We start from the raw sequence: 18,941 nt of genomic DNA on the forward strand, positions 1-18,941 counted from the left end.
AAATTAGTTACGTGCAGTCTCCGGCGCGGCGATTCGCTCAGGCTGTGGACGCTCCGCTTTCGGAGTAGCATACCAATAACCCAGACCCATGAATACTACGCCAGATAGGGTATTCCCAAGCGTTACCCACAGCAGGTTGTGACCGATACCTGCAAGGGTATAAGCGTCGCTGTGATGGCCAAACCAGGAAAGTGCAAACAGAGTCATGTTGGCAATGGAGTGTTCGTAGCCGGAAGCGATGAATGCCAGAAGACACCACCAGATAGCGATGAATTTCGCGGCACCTTCAGTACGTACAGCCATCCAGATTGCAAGACAAACCAACCAGTTACACAGCGCGCCTTTAAAGAACAGCACCATAGCCGGAGCGGTAGTTTTTGCTAATGCAGCGGTGTGAACAAGGCTGGTATCTAACGGTAAAAGACTGCCGCCACCCCATTTGTAGAGCAGTGCCACAAACACAGAGCCCACCAGATTGCCTAACCAGGTTTTCGGCAAAATGCCCCACATCTGACCATGGGAGATAGTGCCGGCTTTCACACCAAACGTCAGGAACATCGTGTGTCCAGTGAATAACTCAGAGCCCGCGATGATGACGAGTGTCAGGGCGATACCGAAGGTAGCCCCCATTACCAGTGGACGCAGCGAAGGCTCAACCAGATTACCGAGGGTGAAAATCAGGATGATCCCAAGTCCCACGTAAGCCCCTGCCATCGCGGAGCTTATCCAAAAACCCAGCGGGTTGTTTTTCGACAATCGGGCAATGCGAGCGGCATTAGCCGCACATTTGTTGATGGTATCGGTGAACATTTTTGTTATCCCAAGAAAGTGAAAGAAAATTAAAAAATGAAGATCTGAAAGTTTGCCCTCACCCCGGCCCACTCCCCCAGGAGAGAGAGAAAACGGTCTATCCCCTCTCCCCCAGGAGAGAGAGAGAACGGTCTATTCCCTCTCCCTCAGGGAGAGGGGCAGGGTGAGGGTTGTTTTATGCTTTAATCTGAACCTGGCCGTCTTGTACACGCGCTTTATAGTGCGCGATTGAGCGGCTCTCATCTTCCATGCACAATCCATCACGCAGTCTGAAACGCTGCTTTTTCAATGGACTGGCAACCCAAAGTTCGTTCTGGTGTTCGGCAATTAACCCACGAGACAACACGCTGGCTTCAAAGAATGGGTCGATGTTGCTAAGAGCGAAAACCTGATCGTCATTACGTGGGCGGAAAATGGCTATCTGCTGATTACCCACCAATGCGCAAACACCGGTAGCAGGCAGGATGTCGTTTAAGGGGCAAACGGTAGTCCACTGGCTCATACATTTTCCTCCACTTCTTCTACCAGGGTGACCGGGATACGTTCGTAAGGTGTAGCCGGACGGTGCTGCTCACGCTCAGGAACAATCTGTACATTCGGATCACGCTGCGGGCTGTTGATAAAGTGTTTGAAGCGAACTTGCGCTTCTGGGGTATTTACAGTTTCAGTCCACTCGCAAATCACTTTCTCGCGCAGGCGCTCCAGTTCGGCTTCAAGTTGAGCGTTCAGACCCAGTTTGTCGTCGATAATGACCTGTTTTAGGTATTCGATACCGCCTTCCAGACTATCCAGCCAAGGTGCGGTACGGGTCAGTTTGTCTGCGGTGCGGATGTAGAACATCATGAAACGGTCGAGGTATTTGATCAGCGTTTCACGGTCTAAATCAGCGGCCAGTAAATCAGCGTGGCGTGGTTTCATACCGCCATTACCGCAGACATACAGGTTCCAGCCTTTTTCGGTAGCGATAATGCCCACGTCTTTACCCTGTGCTTCTGCACATTCACGGGTACAGCCGGATACACCGAATTTCATTTTGTGCGGGGTACGAATCCCCTTGTAACGGTTCTCCAGCTCAACGCCGAAGCCGACGCTGTCGCCTACACCGTAACGGCACCAGGTGCTGCCCACGCAGGTTTTCGCCATACGCAGTGCTTTCGCGTATGCATGGCCTGTTTCAAAACCGGCATCAATCAGCTGGCGCCAGATTTCTGGTAAATCATCTTTTTGAGCACCAAACAGGCCGATACGCTGGGAACCGGTAATTTTGGTGTAGAGATTGAATTCTCGGGCGATACGACCTACTTCCATCAGGCCTTCTGGGGTAATTTCACCGCCAGCAGAGCGTGGGATCACAGAGTAAGTGCCGTCTTTCTGGATGTTGCCGAGGAAGTTGTCGTTGGTGTCTTGCAGCGGCGTGTGCTTAGGTGCCAGCACATATTCGTTCCAGCAAGAAGCCAGCAGAGAACCGACGGTCGGTTTACACACTTCACAGCCGTAACCTTTACCGTATTTTTCCAGCAGCTCGTCGAAGGATTTAATACCTTCAACGCGGATCAGGTGGTACAGCTCCTGACGAGAAAACGCAAAGTGTTCACACAGGTTATGGTTAACTTCGATGCCTTGTTTGCTCAGTTCGGCATTCAATACCTGAGTGATCAATGGAATACAGCCGCCGCAGCCAGTGCCCGCTTTGGTTTCCGCTTTCAGCGCAGCAACGGTATGACAACCCTTGTTGATCGCTTTAATCAGATGACCTTTAGTGACATCGAAGCAGGAGCAGATTTGCGCGCTGTCTGGCAGTTTGTCGACACCAATCGCGGGTTTACCAGAGCTTGCGTGCGCCGGAAGAATTAACGCATCCGGGTTTTCAGGCAGTTCAATGTTGTTCAGAACCAGTTGCAGCAGGTTGCCGTAATCGCTGGTGTCGCCCACCAGAACTGCACCAAGCAGAGTTTTATTGTCGGCGCTGACAATCAGACGCTTATAAACTTCTTTGCTTTCGTCGAGATAAACATAGCTGCGGCAATTTGGCGTGCGGCCATGTGCATCACCAATCCCGCCAACATCAACGCCGAGTAATTTCAGCTTGGCGCTCATGTCTGCGCCTTCGAAGGCGTTTTCAGAACCAAGCAGATGGTCGGCAGTGACCTGCGCCATTTTGTAGCCAGGTGCAACCAGGCCGAATGTACGGTTATTCCAGCTGGCACATTCGCCGATGGCGTAGATGTCCGGGTCAGAAGTCTGGCAAGTGTCGTTGATAACGATACCGCCACGTTGCGCTGTTGCCAGGCCGCATTGGGTGGCGAGTTTATCGCGTGGACGGATACCGGTGGAGAAGACGATGAAGTCCACTTCCAGGTCGGTACCATCAGCAAAACGCATAGTTTTACGCGCTTCGTTGCCCTGCTGGACAATTTCCTGGGTGTTTTTGCTGGTGTGAACGCGTACGCCCATGCTTTCGATTTTATTGCGCAGTTGCTCGCCACCCATGCGGTCGAGTTGTTCAGCCATCAGCATTGGCGCGAATTCGATAACGTGAGTTTCGACACCCAGGTTTTTCAGCGCACCTGCGGCTTCAAGGCCTAATAAACCGCCACCGACAACGGCACCGCGTTTACTACGACGGGCGCACGCTTCAATGGCGTTCAAATCTTCGATAGTGCGGTAGACGAAACAGTCTTGTGTTTCAGAACCTTTGATTGGCGGGATCCACGGATAAGAACCGGTTGCCATCACCAGTTTGTCGTAATACACGGTACGACCGGTATTCGAGTGGATGACCTTTTCCTGGCGGTTGATGGTGATGGCGCGTTCGCCAACCAGCACTTTTACACCATGTTTTTCGTAGAAGCCGTCACGAACCAGCGATAACTCTTCAGCGGTATGATGAGAAAAATAGGAAGAGAGGTGTACGCGATCGTAGGCTTTTCGCGGCTCTTCACAAAAAACAGTAATGTCGAATTGGCCTGGCTGGGCTTTATCAAGTAGGTCTTCGATAAAGCGATGGCCAACCATGCCATTACCGATGATTGCGATTTTGACTTTGCTCATAATTGCCTCAATTTCTTTTCTATTACTGCCTACCTTAACGATTCAGCAATGGCGATTATTGATACAAATCAAATACACCTTTATATACCTCTTAATGGGTATATGTATGATTTTAGTGAGTTTTTCTAAGGTGTGGAATTGTTTGGCTTTTCGTGAAGAGACAATAAATGTTCTCATTTTGATGAGTGTGCTATGAAGAAGGGGTGGTTAATCAAGAAGAGGTGGATATGAGCAATAAGGTGTTGGAGCTAATTCAAAATGTGCGTCTGGTCGGGCGCGAAGGTTTGTGGCAATTAACTCTCGAAAACGGGCACATTCTGGCAATCAAACCGATGGGCGAAACCCAGCCTGAGAGCCAACAGATTCTTGATGGGCGAGGCGGTTTAGCCATCCCGCCTTTTATCGAACCACACATTCACCTTGATACCACGCAGACCGCGGGGCAACCCCACTGGAATCAGTCAGGAACTTTGTTTGAAGGCATTGAACGCTGGGCTGAACGCAAAGCATTGCTGACGCACGAAGATGTAAAACAACGCGCCTGGCAAACACTGAAATGGCAGATAGCCAACGGTATCCAGTATGTACGCACCCATGTTGATGTGTCGGATCCAACGCTGACTGCGTTAAAAGCGATGCTCGAAGTGAAAAAGGAAGCTGCGCCGTGGATTGAGGTACAGATTGTCGCCTTCCCGCAGGAAGGGATCCTTTCTTACCCCAACGGTGAAGCCCTGCTTGAAGAGGCCCTACGCCTTGGTGCTGATGTGGTTGGGGCAATTCCGCATTTTGAATTTACCCGCGAATATGGCGTGGAATCGCTGCATAAGGCTTTTGCGCTGGCACAAAAGTACGATCGCCCGCTAGATATTCACTGCGATGAAATAGACGATGAGCAATCACGCTTTGTCGAAACGGTCGCGGCACTCGCTCTGCGAGATGGCATTGGCGCGCGCGTAACCGCCAGTCATACCACGGCGATGCACTCTTACAATGGCGCTTATACCTCGCGTTTGTTCCGTTTGCTGAAGCTATCCGGGATTAACTTTGTCGCCAATCCGCTGGTGAATATCCATCTGCAAGGGCGTTTTGATGATTACCCGAAACGCCGGGGTATCACCCGTGTAAAAGAGTTGCTCGAAGCGGGAATCAACGTCTGCTTCGGCCATGATGATGTGTTCGACCCGTGGTATCCACTGGGCACTGCTAATATGCTACAGGTGCTGCATATGGGGCTACATGTTTGCCAGATGATGGGATATCAGCAAATTGATGAAGGCTTGAAACTGATCACCGAGAATAGTGCGCGTACGTTCGGGGTACAGGATTACGGCATTGTTGAGGGAAATACGGCGCATCTGATCATTCTGCCTGCAGAGAATGGCTTTGATGCAGTGAGGAGACAGGTTCCTGTGCGCTGGTCGGTGCGCGGTGGAAAGGTCATTGCGACGACACAATTGTCACAAACCTGGGTGATGCTGGACGAGGCGGAAGAGATAAATTTTGGCGGGTAAGATCTACCCGCCATGACAATATTCGCGATTAGTGTGCGGCAGTCGCATTATGTTGGCGGTGTTTCGTCACCAGTCCCAAAATCAGGCACATAATAAACACCACTGCATACAAGGCGTTTGCGGTTTGCAGCGCCGCATGTGGGCCGCTGTGAGCCACAATCGGGCCGGTGACAACGAAGGTCAGCATGGTACCGATGGTGCCGCAAGTCAGGATGAAGTTAACCAGTTTTGGCGAAGCCACTTTGGTCTGCAAAGAACCCAGCGTAATGACCGAGGTGTAAATCGCGCTGGAGAAGAAGCCCAGAGCCAGTATAAACCACGCCAGATGCGCAGGTTCGCTTGTGTTGAACAGATACATCAGCACTGTGGCAGCACCCGCAAGCACAGTCAGAATGCGTTGTAGATCGAAGAAGCGCAAAATAAAGCTAAATGCCCACATACCAAACATATAAGACATCCAGAAATCGCTAACTAACTGACCCGCATCATTCAGATTCATGCCCAGGCTTTTGGCGTATTCCGGAACCCAGGAGATGAAGCCCAGTTGACCAAGGATGTAGCACAGCGCAGCAATGGACAGGAACAACACGCCAACGCCCCATTTTTCTTTCTCGACGACTTTCTCGGTTTGCGCAGCGTGTTTACCTAATGCCGGGAAATCACAACCAATTGTCAGAATAAAAATCGCAACGTAAACCAGGCCGATACAGACATAGACCCAATACCAGTTGATGCTGCGTGCCAGAAGAATCGCAGCCACCATTGGGAAAATCATCCCCGCCATACTAAAGAAGGAGTCGGTAAATAACAGACGTGATCCCCGCTGACGGCCTTCGTACATATGGGTTATCAGGAAGGTACCAATCGACATGGTGATACCGCTGACCAGACCAAGAACAAACATCGCCACTGAGAAAATGGTCAGGTTGTCGCCAAAGATAAGCCCAGCAACGGCCAGAACCATCAGGATGAAACCAAAGCGAAGTTGAGTTTTGAGTGGCACGATTTCCATTAACCAGGCGTTCAGGAAGATAGAAATCAAAATGCCCGCATTCAGGAAGGTAAAGGTATTACTCATGCTGGAAACGGGAACGTGGAAGTATTCGGCAATATTGCCCATCACCATCCCGGTGACGATCACCAACGCGCCAGTCAGGGCGTAGGAGAAGAAGCTGATCCATGTGAGCTTAATACGGTTGCTGTTAGTCATGACAAGCCTGTGAATATCCCCGTCATACTTCAAGCTGCTTATGCGTTGGCTGCTCCCACTCACTCCAGTCACTTACTCAAGTAAGCTCTTGGGGACTCGCGGGCTTGCCGCCTTGAAGTAACTTGAATTATTTAGGGGTATAAAAATGTAAAGTGCTTTGACAGCACTCGAGAAGGATGGATTTTAGTCAAAAATGTGACCTATTCATACATTTTATGAATCATTTGCTGTAATTACATGCATTTTAAGTGATATGAATCACATTGAAATGCGTCGTATGTTTATTCGTTCATTTAACTTATTGATTTGTGTGAAAGTAAAAAACCGTAAATGGCTGGCGCATAGTTGAGTGCCTCTTTACAATCTAGCAACTTGCTTCATTCACTGCCTTCGTAAGGAATTATTCATGCTCAAATCGACTCTGGCGGCCGTAGCAACCGTGTTTGCTCTTACCGCGCTATCTCCTGCTGCGCTAGCTGCTAAAGGTGACCCACACGTCCTGCTGACAACTTCAGCGGGTGAAATTGAGCTTGAGTTAAATAGCCAAAAAGCCCCCGTTTCTGCGAAAAACTTCGTGGACTATGTGAACAGCGGCTTCTATAACAACACCATTTTCCATCGTGTGATCCCAGGCTTCATGCTTCAGGGTGGCGGCTTTACTGAAGATATGAATCAAAAGCAGCCGAATCCACCGATTAAAAACGAAGCCGATAACGGGCTGCGTAATACCCGCGGCACCATTTCTATGGCGCGTACCGCAGATAAAGACAGTGCTACCAGCCAGTTCTTCATCAACGTGGCTGACAATGCTTTCCTTGACCACGGGCAGCGCGACTTTGGTTATGCAGTATTTGGTAAAGTTGTGAAAGGGATGGACGTTGCCGATAAGATCTCTCAAGTGCAGACGCATGATGTGGGTCCATACCAAAATGTTCCGTCAAAACCTGTCGTTATCCTTTCCGCAAAAGTCCTGCCGTAAATAATACCTGCGCGGGTAATCTCTACCTGCGCAATCTCCTCCTTCCAGCACTTCCAACGATTGCTGCTTATACTTGTGGCAATAAAGGGTCATGTTAGGGAGGCACCATGGCAAAGAAACTGACCGACAAGCAAAAGTCCCGCCTTTGGCAACAACAGCGAAGCCGTTCATTTCAGGCCAGTAATCGGCTGGATGTTCTTGAACCTCATGCGCAAGATGAGGCTATCGCACTACGCGCAGACACGATTGAACTTGGTCCGCTGCATCGCGGATTGCCGTGGTTGTGTGCCATCCATCAGCAACTTTTTCAGGATGTCTTCGATTGGGCAGGCGACCTACGTGATGTGGATATTTCCAAGGGCGAGACACGTTTTTGCCATTTCGAATACATCGAAAATGAAGGCAACGATCTGCTGCAGGAGATGGAAGACGAACATTATCTGACGGGGCTTGCCAGAAACGAGTTTGTTAATCGTCTGGCACATTACTACTGTGAGATTAACGTTCTTCACCCGTTCTTTGTGGGGAGTGGGCGCGCGCAACGTGTGTTCTTTGAGCAACTGGCGATTCATGCCGGATATCTGTTGGACTGGAGTGACGTTGATCCTGACGAATGGCAAGCTGCAAATCAGGCTGGTGCGTTGGGAGATTTAACCCAGCTCAGCGAGATTTTCACTAAAGTCGTGAGTGAAGCGCGGGAAAGCGAATAGAATAGCGCGGTTCATTTTTACCCGGGAGCCGCGATGCTACTGCTTATCGACAATTACGACTCATTCACATGGAACCTTTATCAGTACTTTTGCGAATTGGGCGCGGAAGTCATGGTGAAACGTAACGATGAGCTGACCCTTTCAGAAATCAGCGCGTTGGCACCAGAAAAACTGGTTATCTCCCCAGGACCTTGTACACCTTCTGAAGCGGGCATTTCCCTCGCGGCGATTACCCACTTCGCCGGAAAGCTACCCATCCTCGGCGTTTGCCTTGGTCATCAGGCTATTGCCCAGGCATTTGGTGCGACGATTGTCCGCGCCCAAAAAGTGATGCACGGTAAAACCTCCGCGATTTCGCATAACAATACTGGTGTATTTAACGGTCTGAACAATCCTCTGACCGTGACGCGTTACCACTCTTTAGTCATCGACCCGCCAACGCTACCAGAGTGTTTTGACGTGACGGCCTGGACCGATAAGCAAGAGATTATGGGTATTCGTCATCGCGAGCTGAAGCTGGAAGGCGTGCAGTTTCACCCGGAAAGCATTCTCAGCGAGCAGGGACATCAACTGTTAGCCAATTTCCTGAAGTATTGATTTTTTATTGCCACTAAATGATTTTTTATGCATATTCCATGATTATATTTTCATGTGTCTTCCATGGCGTTTGATGCGTAAAAAGGGATGGGCAATAAATGGCAACTGAACAATCAGCAATTACCCGGGCAACTTTCGATGAAGTCATTTTGCCGATTTATGCACCGGCAGAGTTTATCCCGGTAAAAGGCCTGGGGAGCCGTATCTGGGATCAACAAGGAAAAGAGTATGTTGATTTCGCGGGTGGGATCGCAGTTACGGCGTTGGGGCACTGCCATCCGGCATTAGTTGAAGCGTTAAAAAGCCAGGGCGAAACGCTATGGCATACCAGTAATGTGTTCACCAACGAACCTGCTCTGCGCCTCGGACGTAAGCTGATTGCTGCCACATTTGCTGAACGCGTGCTCTTTATGAACTCTGGCACCGAAGCAAATGAAACCGCATTTAAACTGGCTCGTTATTACGCGTCCACACGCCATAGTCCGTACAAAACCAAAATTATTGCCTTCCATAACGCTTTCCATGGTCGATCTTTGTTTACCGTTTCTGTCGGTGGGCAGCCAAAATATTCCGATGGTTTTGGGCCGAAACCCGCCGATATTATCCATGTACCGTTTAACGATTTACATGCGGTAAAAGCCGTAATGGACGATCACACCTGTGCGGTGGTGGTTGAGCCGATTCAAGGAGAGGGCGGCGTCACGGCGGCGACGCCAGAATTCCTGCAAGGCTTACGCGAACTGTGCGATGAACACAAAGCCCTGTTAGTTTTCGATGAAGTGCAGTGTGGCATGGGGCGTATCGGCGAACTGTTTGCGTATATGCATTACGGCGTGACTCCGGACATTTTGACCAGTGCTAAAGCGCTTGGTGGCGGATTCCCTGTGAGCGTCATGCTGACGACGCAAGAAATAGCCTCGGCATTCCATGTTGGTACACACGGTTCTACCTACGGTGGAAATCCGCTGGCGTGTGCTGTTGCAGGTGCAGCGTTTGATATCATCAATACGCCTGAGGTGTTGAAGGGCGTCACTGAAAAACGTCAGCAGTTCGCGAAGCATTTAAAGCAGATTGATGAGCAGTTTGATGTGTTCAGCGATATTCGCGGCATGGGTTTGTTGATTGGTGCGGAGCTGAAACCGCAATACAAAGGCCGTGCACGTGAATTCCTTCATGCGGCCGCTCAGGAAGGCGTGATGGTTTTGAATGCCGGGCCTGATGTCATGCGCTTTGCACCAGCTTTAATCGTTGAAAAGGCTGATATTGATGAAGGTATGGCGCGCTTTGCTAAAGCGGTCGAGAAAATCGTATCTCAGGTCGTGTAAACGCCCGCGTCATCCGGAAAAACGGCGGATGACGTAGGTTTACTTACTCTCAGGCCGACGTAAACGGTTCAGCCAGATACCATGATGGGGGCGCTGGCGCCATGCAACCGACGAAATGGTGTGCATTGTGCTGAGGTGACCCAAAATCCGCTGTAAATGTTGTTCCATTGTGCTCAGCGGCCCACTCGGAAGCCCTTCCAGTGGGTCGAGAATGTTCGCGTCGTTAGTCTCTCCCGGCCCATCGTACTGCAACCGCTGTTGGCATCGTTGCAGCGCAATTTCACATGACTGCAAATAATGCTGGGCTAAATCCGGGGTCAGCATGTTGTGCTCGCGTGCCAGAGTCGTCATGGCATTGATGTGCTCGACGATAAACTGGCTGTGCGTCACCCACAGTTTCATATCTGCCAGATAATGCGAGTTGAAACCGGGCTCCTGCATCGCCTGGTTCAGCGAGTTAAACAGTGCATTATGGGCCTGATTGACCTTCATACGCTCCCAGGCCAAAGGCGTGGGTTCAGGGTCGTTACTCAGGATAAGACGAATGGCCTCTTGGTCTGTTTCCAGTGCGTCGTGGGCGTTCTGGCGCAGCAACCCACTTTGCCATTGCGGCCAAAGCCATACCATGCCACCGAAGGCAATCAAACAACCCAGCAGGGTATCTATCAAACGCGGAACAATATATTGCTCCGCGCTAAGCGTTAGCAGTTGCAGGGTATATACCGCCGTCACGGTGAAACCAATTGTCGCCCAGCCATAGCTTTGACGAATAATCAAATAGCTGACGAGGGTAATGACCAGCATCGCGGCCAACGCAATGTCTTGTGGGAAGTGAAAGTGCAGGGCGAAACCCGCAATGGCCAGGCCAGCAATGGTACCTGCCGAACGGTGCAGAATGCGTACCCGAGTGGCGCCGTAGCCATTTTGCGTTACAAACATCACCGTCATTAAAATCCAGTAGGGTTTTGGCAGATGTAAGAATGCGCCAAAAATACTGGCGATGGTTAACATCACGCCTAACCGGGCGGCGTTGCGCAGGGCCGCTGATTTCAACGATAAATAGCTTTTCAGCGCTGCCCACAGTGGCAAACGGCGTTGCCGGTCTTCCATTAAATCACGGACGTACAGTGGGCGTTGGCTGCGTAATACACGCGCGATACGGCTGAAGTGATAATGGCAAAACTGTCCGACCGGGTTATCCGGATTCTGCCGGGCGATTTTCTCGAGGGCTTCAATTTGCTTTTCCATCGTAAAACGCTGCGGGTAACGATGGTAAAGAATGTCATCGGCCAGAACGCGTAAACGGGCCGCAATGGTCTGCGCATTCCAGCGAATAACGGCTTCCGCATGACTTTGCGCGACAAGTTTTTGCACCTCGGCAGGTTGATGCAAACTGACGGAAATGTGCTCTTGTAGGTCTAACGCGATTTGAAAGGAGCGTAACAAATGCTTGTAACCGTTTTGCTGGTTCGCCGATAGCATATGCAGTTGTTGGTAGCAGTTGGTAATCAAGTCGACGGCTTTTTGCTGGCGAGCCAGGAGCGGTGGGAGTGATGTTTCGGGATCGGTATGCTGAGTTAGCATGCTGTATTTGGCTTCACAGTAATCCGCTAATTGGCGATAGAGCAGGCTTAACGATTCGCGCAACGGCTGCTCGCGCCACATCCAGAACCAAAGCCAGTTAAATACCCCGTACCAAATCGTGCCAGAGACATACAGCACCATCGGCTTCCAGATAGGCATATTGCCGGCCATGCTGAGTGTAAAGATGGCAGCAATCAACGAGGCAGGAAGCAACCGAGCATGCAGGGCGCTGATTTCTGCGGTAACGCCAAGCATGAGCGCCATCACCATGAGAATAACGGGTAATGGAACGGAGGTGTACAGCAGCAAAAGCTGCATGATTAAACTGCTGACAGCGAAAAGAGTGCCGCCAACAATCAGGCGTTTGAAGAAGCGTTTATGAGGTGTATCCAGACCGGCAATGTTGCAACAGGCGGGCACTAACGAGAACAGCAGCCCTAACTGCAAATTTCCGAGCAGTAAACCTACTCCTACAGGAAGGCACAGCACCAGCGTTTGCCGCAAAGCGTAGTTAACTTCTGGATGGTAGATCAGTCGGCGCCACATATTTCCTTCTTACTTGAAGCTGCAGCGGCGTTAGCTGCAGTTACTCACTCGATAAATCTGCCGGGTGCAGATTGAATGCTACTGGCAGTAACCCCAATGGGGAGAGGCCCATGCAAGGGCTGAATCATCACTTATTTGCAAGTTCATCAGGAGAACTTATTTGCTGTTTTGTTGCAACCCCAATGACTCGGATACAAAATTTAGATACAAAAAAGGCGTGTTACCTGAGCGACACGCCTTTTTTGAGAACGGAGATTAACGAGTGCCGTAAACGACGATCGTTTTACCGTGAGCGGAGATCAGGTTTTGATCTTCCAGCATTTTCAAGATACGACCAACGGTTTCACGAGAGCAACCTACGATCTGACCGATTTCCTGACGGGTAATTTTAATCTGCATACCGTCTGGGTGGGTCATTGCATCAGGTTGTTTCGCCAGGTTCAGCAGTGTCTGTGCGATACGACCAGTCACATCCAGGAATGCCAGGTTACCGACCTTCTCAGATGTCACTTGCAGACGACGAGCCATCTGGGAAGACAGGCGCATCAGAATGTCTGGGTTGACCTGAATCAGCTGGCGGAATTTTTTATAGGAAATTTCAGCCACTTCACAGGCAGATTTAGCACGAACCCATGCACTACGTTCCTGGCCTTCTTCGAACAGCCCTAACTCACCAATAAAATCGCCCTGATTCAGATAGGAGAGGATCATTTCCTTGCCCTCTTCATCTTTAATCAGAACAGCCACAGAGCCCTTGACGATGTAATACAGCGTCTCAGCTTTTTCACCTTGGTGAATCAGTGTGCTCTTCGATGGATACTTATGAATATGGCAATGGGACAAGAACCATTCGAGAGTCGGGTCTGTTTGCGGTTTGCCAAGCACCATGCGCGGTTATCCTCTGTTTATAACTAGCTACCAACGACAAGACGCTAAACATCCTGTCTGGCGTTGCAAGTATTAGAATATTCCCCACCTTGGGGAGATGGCATGCAAGTCATTCTTGCTGCCTGTAATTAGTGACGTCCTCTGCATACATGCATTACGTCAATGTATCGATGTAGCATCTGGATTGTTTTAGCATAGCTTTTGACAAGTGTCTCCTATTGTCTCGTTTCAGCATGACGCAGGTCGCCTTCCGTTGCCAGTTTTGCTGCATCCGCGTACTCTGAAAGGGTTTTTTTCAACTGGAGAAGTAACATGCAGGCACGAGTGAAGTGGGTTGAAGGGTTAACCTTCCTTGGGGAGTCCGCTTCAGGACACCAGATTTTGATGGATGGTAATTCTGGCGATAAAGCCCCAAGTCCGATGGAGATGGTTCTGATGGCTGCGGGGGGCTGCAGTGCAATCGATGTGGTTTCTATTTTGCAAAAAGGTCGCTACAACGTGACGGATTGCGAAGTAAAACTGACCTCTGAGCGCCGTGAAGAAGCCCCTCGTCTTTTTACCACCATTAACCTGCATTTCATCGTGACAGGCAAAGAACTGAAAGATAACGCGGTTTCCCGTGCGGTGGATTTATCTGCTGAAAAGTATTGTTCTGTTGCTCTGATGCTGGAAAAAGCTGTGAACATTACTCATAGCTATGAAGTGATTGAAGGCTAATGTGTGTCAGCAGGGCGGTAACTATCCGCCCTGATTGATGTGTCGACCTTCTGCCAGCCGTTTAACTAGCGGCGCCATAATCAATTCCATTGCCAGTCCCATCTTGCCACCCGGCACCACTAATGTATTGATGTGGGAAATGAATGAGCCTTGCAGCATGGCGAGCAGGTACGGGTAGTCAATGTTATCCAGCCCACGAAAATGAATCACCACGAAGCTTTCATCCAGTGACGGAATACCACGTGCCGCAAATGGGTTCGACGTATCAACGGTAGGCACGCGCTGGAAGTTGATATGGGTACGGGAAAATTGCGGCGTGATGTAATTGATGTAATCGTCCATCGAGCGTACGACTGAGTCCATCACCGCTTCTCTGGAGTGCCCGCGTTCGCTGGTGTCCCGCACCAGTTTTTGTATCCATTCCAGGTTCACAATCGGCACTACGCCAACCAACAAGTCGACGGCATTCGCCACATCATGATGCGGGGTGACAACTCCTCCGTGCAAACCTTCATAGAACAAGACATCAGTCGGTTCCGGCAGCGATTGCCACGGAGTAAACGTACCCGGAATTTGGTTCCAGGGTACCGCTTCATCATAGGTATGCAGATACTTGCGTGATTTACCTTGCCCGGTATTTCCGTACTCCAGAAACGTTTGCTCAAGTAAGCCGAAGTCATTCGCTTCCGGGCCAAAGTAGCTGATATGGCGACCCAAATCGCGAGCTTTACGGATAGCCATATCCATTTCAGGGCGAGTGAAACGGTGGAAACTGTCACCTTCGACTTCGGCTGCGCGAAGATTGAGTTGCTGAAATATTTTGCGAAAGGCAAGGCTGGTGGTGGTCGTTCCCGCGCCGCTGGAACCTGTTACGGCAATAACCGGATGTTTGGCTGACATAAGGCAACAACTCCCTGGGTAATCACAAGTGGGTTTAGCTGGGTTTGGCCCTCACCCTAACCCTCTCTCCCCCAGGAGAGGGAACTGGATTGAGCATGTTCTTCTCCCTATCCCGAAGAGGGAACTGGAGCGGGCCTGGTTTGTTTTTCTCCCTCTCCTTTGGGAGAGGGTTGGGGTGAGGGGCATTATGCAGTATAGAAGATTAATATTTAGCCGCGAAATTGCCCACGGGCCATGATATTCACCGTTTCATGGAGTTCTGACCAAACCAATACGGCCTCTCCACTTTGCAGTTGGCGCTTAACATCGGCCACCTTTTGCTCTAGTGAGCGCTCTTGTTCACCATAATCTGTACCTTCGCGTAATACAAAGGATTCAATCAGATTATCAAGCGTTTCGGGAGGGAGATCTTGCCAGGGAATCATCATAGTGATTTTTCCAAAAATTTAGACAGCCACTGTGGGATACGCTGTTCAAGCCACATTTCCGGGCGACGCAGTGTGCCACCCACAAACCCAACATGGCCGCCGTAACGCGTCAGTTGGTACTCAATGTTGTCGGGCAATATCGCTTTATCAGGGATCACATGGTGATCCATAAACGGGTCATCTTTGGCGTGGATGATAAGCGTAGGCGTTTTGATTTGTGGCAATAGTGGCATGGCGCTGCACTGGCGGTAATAGTCGATAGCATCGGCGAAACCGTGAATCTTTGAGGTAATCAAATCGTCAAACTCGCGCAGACGGCGCATACCTTTGAGCTGACGCATATCGACAGGGAGAGTCCCCGGATAGCTTCTCAGTTTGCGTGCCGCATTTTTCTTCAATAGATTCAACAAGTAATGTTGATAAACGCGCGAAAATCCTGTTTCGATATGTTTGCTGCAATGCTCAAGCATGAGTGGGGCAGAAACCACAACACCGGCCTGTAGTGTGCAATGAGCACCTTGTTTTGCCATTAAGCAGGCAAGCATATTTCCACCAAGTGAAAACCCGACAGCCGCCGTTGGTGCGTTGCCGTAACGTGTACTGAGCCAGTTGAGGAAGTAGCTTCCATCTTCGGTTTCACCGGAGTGATAGATTCGTTCCTTGCGATTCGGTACGCCGCTGCAACCCCGAAAATGCATCACTACACCGAGCCAGCCTTGCTTACGTGCGGCATCAATTAATCCATGCGCATACGGGCTGTGCAGGCTCCCTTCAAGACCATGAAAAACGACTAACCGTGGTTTATGCGTTGCCTGTCGCGGGTCTTCGCTCCAGGCAAGATCGACAAAATCCCCATCCGGCATATCCAGACGCTGCCAGTGAGGTTTGAAATTGAGGCGGCGGCGAATTAAGCGAGGGAGCATAGTTTGCAGGTGCGGATTACTGACACCCTTTAACGGACGAAATTGTTCATCGTCTACGTGATTAAAATTCAATACTGCGGGACTTGTCGTGGCCATATCACACTGTTAGTTTCATTTAGCTTGCTCATTAACTTTACCGGGTGTGGAACACCCATTTCATGGAAACGTTTTTCTTCTCTATGCTTGGTTTTCTTTGGGTCGCGGCGATTACACCCGGCCCAAACAATATGTTGCTGACTTCTTCCGGCGCCAACTACGGCTTTATGCGTACCGTACCTTTGATGATAGGCATCATGCTGGGGATGCAGTGCATCTTGTTGCTGGTGGCCTTTGGCGTCGGTAGCTTAATCCTTTTATATCCAGCGTTGCACCTTATCCTGAAAATTGCCGGGAGTGCTTACCTATTGTGGCTTGCATGGAAAATCGGCACAGCGACATATGAAAAACTGGAAACCGATGCGCCACCTCCGTCACCGATTCCATTCTGGCAGGGTGGTTTGTTGCAGCTTATCAACCCGAAAGCGTGGCTGATGGCGTTAGGCGCAGTGGCAAGTTTTAGCCTTGCCGGTTCTCAGTATCTGCACTCTGTGGTGCTAATCAGCATCGGTATTGCGCTGGTTAACATCGTTGCAGGTATCATCTGGATTGCGTTTGGCAGCATGATTGGCACGTTACTTCGTAGCCGCCGCGCCTGGGCAATCTTTAATATCTTTATGGGTTTGCTGACTGCGGCGTGTGTGCTGCTTATCTGGCATTGAGTCATCTGGCCTCACATTGGGTGAGGCCAGACTGTCATTCGACCTGCATCATCTGTTCTAACTGGTCATGCGCATCCAGCCATTCCATTTCACACTCTTCCAGAGCCGCTTTTACCTTAACCTGAGTTTGCAGGCATTCCGTCATTTCCGCTTTACGACTTTGGTCGTAAATGGCGCTGTCAGCCAGCTTCTCTTCGACCTCTGCAAGTTGCACATTTAGCTTTTCCATCTGCTTTTCAAGCTTGGTAATTTGCTTGCGTAGCGGTTGGGTTTGCGTGCGTAACTCTGCTTCCCGGCGTTTTTGATCTTTACGCGCTTGCGCACTGTTGACGTTATCTTTTGCCGAGTCTTGCGGTTGGTTTTCCTGTTTTTGCAGATCAACCAGCCATTGCTGATAGTCTTCAAGATCGCCGTCGAACGCTTCGACTTTCCCGTCGTGGACTAAATAGAGATCGTCGGTCGTCGAACGCAGTAAGTGACGGTCGTGCGAAACCACGACTAATGCGCCTTCGAAATCAATCAACGCTTCAGTCAGTGCCTGACGCATGTCGAGATCAAGGTGGTTTGTTGGTTCATCGAGCAGCAGCAAGTTCGGGCGCTGCCAGACAACCAGTGCCAATACCAGACGCGCTTTTTCACCGCCGGAGAAACGTGCGGTCTGCTCGGTCACTTTATCGCCCCGGAATCCAAAGCCGCCCAGGTAATCGCGAAGTTGTTGTTCTAATTCTTTTGGCGCGATACGTGCCAGATGTTGCAGCGGAGATTCGTCAGCACGTAAATATTCAAGCTGGTGCTGTGCGAAGTATCCCAGCTTGATGCCTTTGGCCAGACCAATATCGCCCTGCAGTGGTTGAATTTCTTCCGCTAACAATTTGATAAGGGTGGATTTACCGGCACCGTTACGACCCAGCAGGCCGATGCGGGAACCAGGAACCAGATTAAGCTTGATGGAATCAAGGATCACGCGGTCGCCATAGCCAGCGCTGACTTTTTCCATGCGCAGCAGCGGGTTTGGCAAGCTTTCTGGGGCACGGAAACTGAAATGGAACGGGTTATCTACGTGTGCCGGGGCAATCAATTCCATGCGTTCGAGCATTTTCACACGGCTTTGCGCTTGCTTCGCTTTGCTGGCTTTGGCTTTGAAACGGTCGATAAAACTTTGCAGGTGCGAGACGCGCTCTTGCTGGCTTTCGTACATCGACTGCTGTTGAGCCAGTCGAGTGGCGCGTTGGCCTTCAAACGACGAGTAGTTACCGGTGTATTCAAACATCGATTCTTGCTCGATATGAATAATTTTCCCCACGACAGGGTCAAGGAAGTCACGGTCATGGGAAATAAGAATCAACGTCCCCTGGTAACTTTTCAGCCAGCGCTCAAGCCAAATAACGGCGTCTAAATCCAGGTGGTTGGTCGGTTCATCGAGCAACAGCAAATCTGAACGGCAAATAAGTGCTTGAGCCAGGTTCAGACGCATGCGCCAGCCACCCGAAAAATCACTGACCGGACGTTCGAGCTGCTCATTGCTGAAGCCTAAGCCGTGCAACAAACTGGAGGCACGTGAGCGAATCGTCCAGGCGTCAACCGCATCCAGTTTACCGTGAACCAGCGCGATAGCATGGCCGTCATTACGCTCATTGGCTTTTGCCAGTTCAGCTTCAAGCTGGCGGAATTCACGGTCGCCATCAATAACATACTCAATGGCGGGCATTGCCAGCGCAGGAGTTTCCTGATTGACCCAGGCTAAAGCCCAGTTTCCAGGGTAAGTCATACTTCCGCCATCGGCGCTGATCTCGTTCTTCAGCAGCGCCAGCAGCGTGGATTTTCCGCAGCCGTTTTTACCCACCAGGCCCACTTTTTGGCCCGGATTGATGGTAGCGGTGGCATTATCCAGCAGAACGCGGGTACCGCGACGAATTTGTAACGAGGAGAAAACAATCATAAAGCGCCGTATGTTCAGAGTATGTTAAATTGTCATTATATTTAGGTAACGTGAAGCTTCTGCCT

17 protein-coding genes are annotated in these 18,941 nt (G+C 50.3%); 7 read left to right on the forward strand and 10 right to left on the reverse strand.

Annotated features, from left to right (window positions below; genetic code table 11):
* Positions 1–3: 3 nt before the first annotated feature.
* The 3 genes from nirC to nirB all read right to left on the reverse strand — a co-directional run bounded on the left by nirC (position 4) and on the right by nirB (position 3,861).
* Positions 4–810 (reverse strand): nitrite transporter NirC, encoded by an 807-nt coding sequence (nirC, locus tag BSPA111_RS16995; RefSeq protein ID WP_183272328.1) that lies wholly within the window; start codon positions 808–810, stop codon positions 4–6.
* A 175-nt stretch (positions 811–985) separates the two neighbouring features.
* Positions 986–1,312 carry a nitrite reductase small subunit NirD gene (gene nirD / locus BSPA111_RS17000; protein ID WP_183272329.1) on the reverse strand — a complete coding sequence of 109 codons (327 nt, stop codon included), beginning with the start codon at positions 1,310–1,312 and terminating at the stop codon, positions 986–988.
* Positions 1,309–3,861 (reverse strand): nitrite reductase large subunit NirB, encoded by a 2,553-nt coding sequence (gene nirB / locus BSPA111_RS17005; RefSeq protein WP_183272330.1) that lies wholly within the window; start codon positions 3,859–3,861, stop codon positions 1,309–1,311. Before nirB ends, nirD begins: the two co-directional genes overlap by 4 nt.
* Positions 3,862–4,088: 227 nt before the next feature.
* On the opposite strand from nirB, the gene BSPA111_RS17010 reads away from it, so the two are divergent.
* Complete coding sequence (locus BSPA111_RS17010) at positions 4,089–5,372, forward strand: cytosine deaminase (RefSeq protein ID WP_183272331.1); 1,284 nt, start codon at positions 4,089–4,091, stop codon at positions 5,370–5,372.
* A gap of 28 nt (positions 5,373–5,400) precedes the next feature.
* On the opposite strand, the gene tsgA is transcribed toward BSPA111_RS17010, so the two are convergent.
* On the reverse strand, positions 5,401–6,582 hold the full coding sequence (gene tsgA, locus BSPA111_RS17015) for an MFS transporter TsgA (protein WP_183272332.1): 1,182 nt from the start codon (positions 6,580–6,582) through the stop codon (positions 5,401–5,403).
* A gap of 406 nt (positions 6,583–6,988) precedes the next feature.
* Here tsgA and ppiA point away from each other — a divergent pair, with 406 nt between their 5' ends.
* The 4 genes from ppiA (at position 6,989) to BSPA111_RS17035 (ending at position 10,193) form a co-directional block, all read left to right on the forward strand.
* Positions 6,989–7,561, forward strand: coding sequence for a peptidylprolyl isomerase A (gene ppiA, locus BSPA111_RS17020; RefSeq protein ID WP_183272333.1), 573 nt, complete (start codon positions 6,989–6,991; stop codon positions 7,559–7,561).
* A 107-nt stretch (positions 7,562–7,668) separates the two neighbouring features.
* Complete coding sequence (locus BSPA111_RS17025; RefSeq protein WP_183272334.1) at positions 7,669–8,271, forward strand: putative adenosine monophosphate-protein transferase Fic; 603 nt, start codon at positions 7,669–7,671, stop codon at positions 8,269–8,271.
* Positions 8,272–8,304: 33 nt separating this feature from the next.
* Positions 8,305–8,868 (forward strand): aminodeoxychorismate synthase component 2, encoded by a 564-nt coding sequence (gene pabA / locus BSPA111_RS17030; RefSeq protein ID WP_183272335.1) that lies wholly within the window; start codon positions 8,305–8,307, stop codon positions 8,866–8,868.
* A 98-nt stretch (positions 8,869–8,966) separates the two neighbouring features.
* Positions 8,967–10,193 carry an aspartate aminotransferase family protein gene (locus BSPA111_RS17035; protein WP_183272336.1) on the forward strand — a complete coding sequence of 409 codons (1,227 nt, stop codon included), beginning with the start codon at positions 8,967–8,969 and terminating at the stop codon, positions 10,191–10,193.
* Between the two features lie 39 nt (positions 10,194–10,232).
* Here BSPA111_RS17035 and BSPA111_RS17040 read toward each other — a convergent pair whose 3' ends face one another.
* Positions 10,233–12,323, reverse strand: a complete 2,091-nt coding sequence (locus BSPA111_RS17040) for a YccS/YhfK family putative transporter (protein WP_183272337.1) — start codon at positions 12,321–12,323, stop codon at positions 10,233–10,235.
* 255 nt (positions 12,324–12,578) lie between these two features.
* Positions 12,579–13,211 carry a cAMP-activated global transcriptional regulator CRP gene (gene crp / locus BSPA111_RS17045; protein ID WP_003852956.1) on the reverse strand — a complete coding sequence of 211 codons (633 nt, stop codon included), beginning with the start codon at positions 13,209–13,211 and terminating at the stop codon, positions 12,579–12,581.
* Between the two features lie 312 nt (positions 13,212–13,523).
* Between crp and BSPA111_RS17050 the strand changes: the two genes are divergently transcribed.
* Positions 13,524–13,928 carry an OsmC family protein gene (locus BSPA111_RS17050; RefSeq protein ID WP_183272338.1) on the forward strand — a complete coding sequence of 135 codons (405 nt, stop codon included), beginning with the start codon at positions 13,524–13,526 and terminating at the stop codon, positions 13,926–13,928.
* Between the two features lie 21 nt (positions 13,929–13,949).
* Here the strand turns inward: BSPA111_RS17050 and BSPA111_RS17055 are convergent, their stop codons facing one another.
* From BSPA111_RS17055 to BSPA111_RS17065, 3 genes are all read right to left on the reverse strand, one after another.
* On the reverse strand, positions 13,950–14,828 hold the full coding sequence (locus BSPA111_RS17055; RefSeq protein WP_183272339.1) for a phosphoribulokinase: 879 nt from the start codon (positions 14,826–14,828) through the stop codon (positions 13,950–13,952).
* A 209-nt stretch (positions 14,829–15,037) separates the two neighbouring features.
* The gene (locus BSPA111_RS17060) at positions 15,038–15,256 is read right to left on the reverse strand and encodes a YheU family protein (protein ID WP_034460225.1); all 219 of its coding nucleotides are present in this window, start codon (positions 15,254–15,256) and stop codon (positions 15,038–15,040) included.
* Positions 15,253–16,275 (reverse strand): hydrolase, encoded by a 1,023-nt coding sequence (locus tag BSPA111_RS17065; RefSeq protein ID WP_183272340.1) that lies wholly within the window; start codon positions 16,273–16,275, stop codon positions 15,253–15,255. The genes BSPA111_RS17060 and BSPA111_RS17065 overlap by 4 nt, the downstream gene beginning before the upstream one ends.
* A gap of 62 nt (positions 16,276–16,337) precedes the next feature.
* Here BSPA111_RS17065 and BSPA111_RS17070 point away from each other — a divergent pair, with 62 nt between their 5' ends.
* Entirely contained in the window at positions 16,338–16,937 is a 600-nt protein-coding gene (locus BSPA111_RS17070; protein WP_183272341.1) for a LysE family translocator, read from the forward strand.
* A gap of 34 nt (positions 16,938–16,971) precedes the next feature.
* On the opposite strand, the gene BSPA111_RS17075 is transcribed toward BSPA111_RS17070, so the two are convergent.
* Positions 16,972–18,876 (reverse strand): ABC transporter ATP-binding protein, encoded by a 1,905-nt coding sequence (locus BSPA111_RS17075; protein ID WP_183272342.1) that lies wholly within the window; start codon positions 18,874–18,876, stop codon positions 16,972–16,974.
* Positions 18,877–18,941 lie beyond the last annotated feature (65 nt).

This window comes from Buttiauxella sp. A111 (genome assembly GCF_014189855.1).
GTDB classification, from domain to species: domain Bacteria; phylum Pseudomonadota; class Gammaproteobacteria; order Enterobacterales; family Enterobacteriaceae; genus Buttiauxella; species Buttiauxella selenatireducens.

Bases quoted from the DNA above. Each gene is read 5' to 3' on its own strand.
- tsgA (WP_183272332.1), bottom strand. From the start codon at position 6,582: ATGACTAACAGCAACCGTATTAAGCTCACATGGATCAGCTTCTTCTCC.
- nirD (WP_183272329.1), bottom strand. From the start codon at position 1,312: ATGAGCCAGTGGACTACCGTTTGCCCCTTAAACGACATCCTGCCTGCT.
- nirC (WP_183272328.1), bottom strand. From the start codon at position 810: ATGTTCACCGATACCATCAACAAATGTGCGGCTAATGCCGCTCGCATT.
- BSPA111_RS17010 (WP_183272331.1), top strand. From the start codon at position 4,089: ATGAGCAATAAGGTGTTGGAGCTAATTCAAAATGTGCGTCTGGTCGGG.
- BSPA111_RS17050 (WP_183272338.1), top strand. From the start codon at position 13,524: ATGCAGGCACGAGTGAAGTGGGTTGAAGGGTTAACCTTCCTTGGGGAG.
- BSPA111_RS17035 (WP_183272336.1), top strand. From the start codon at position 8,967: ATGGCAACTGAACAATCAGCAATTACCCGGGCAACTTTCGATGAAGTC.
- BSPA111_RS17060 (WP_034460225.1), bottom strand. From the start codon at position 15,256: ATGATGATTCCCTGGCAAGATCTCCCTCCCGAAACGCTTGATAATCTG.
- BSPA111_RS17070 (WP_183272341.1), top strand. From the start codon at position 16,338: ATGGAAACGTTTTTCTTCTCTATGCTTGGTTTTCTTTGGGTCGCGGCG.
- BSPA111_RS17075 (WP_183272342.1), bottom strand. From the start codon at position 18,876: ATGATTGTTTTCTCCTCGTTACAAATTCGTCGCGGTACCCGCGTTCTG.
- pabA (WP_183272335.1), top strand. From the start codon at position 8,305: ATGCTACTGCTTATCGACAATTACGACTCATTCACATGGAACCTTTAT.
- nirB (WP_183272330.1), bottom strand. From the start codon at position 3,861: ATGAGCAAAGTCAAAATCGCAATCATCGGTAATGGCATGGTTGGCCAT.
- BSPA111_RS17055 (WP_183272339.1), bottom strand. From the start codon at position 14,828: ATGTCAGCCAAACATCCGGTTATTGCCGTAACAGGTTCCAGCGGCGCG.
- crp (WP_003852956.1), bottom strand. From the start codon at position 13,211: ATGGTGCTTGGCAAACCGCAAACAGACCCGACTCTCGAATGGTTCTTG.
- BSPA111_RS17065 (WP_183272340.1), bottom strand. From the start codon at position 16,275: ATGGCCACGACAAGTCCCGCAGTATTGAATTTTAATCACGTAGACGAT.
- BSPA111_RS17025 (WP_183272334.1), top strand. From the start codon at position 7,669: ATGGCAAAGAAACTGACCGACAAGCAAAAGTCCCGCCTTTGGCAACAA.
- BSPA111_RS17040 (WP_183272337.1), bottom strand. From the start codon at position 12,323: ATGTGGCGCCGACTGATCTACCATCCAGAAGTTAACTACGCTTTGCGG.
- ppiA (WP_183272333.1), top strand. From the start codon at position 6,989: ATGCTCAAATCGACTCTGGCGGCCGTAGCAACCGTGTTTGCTCTTACC.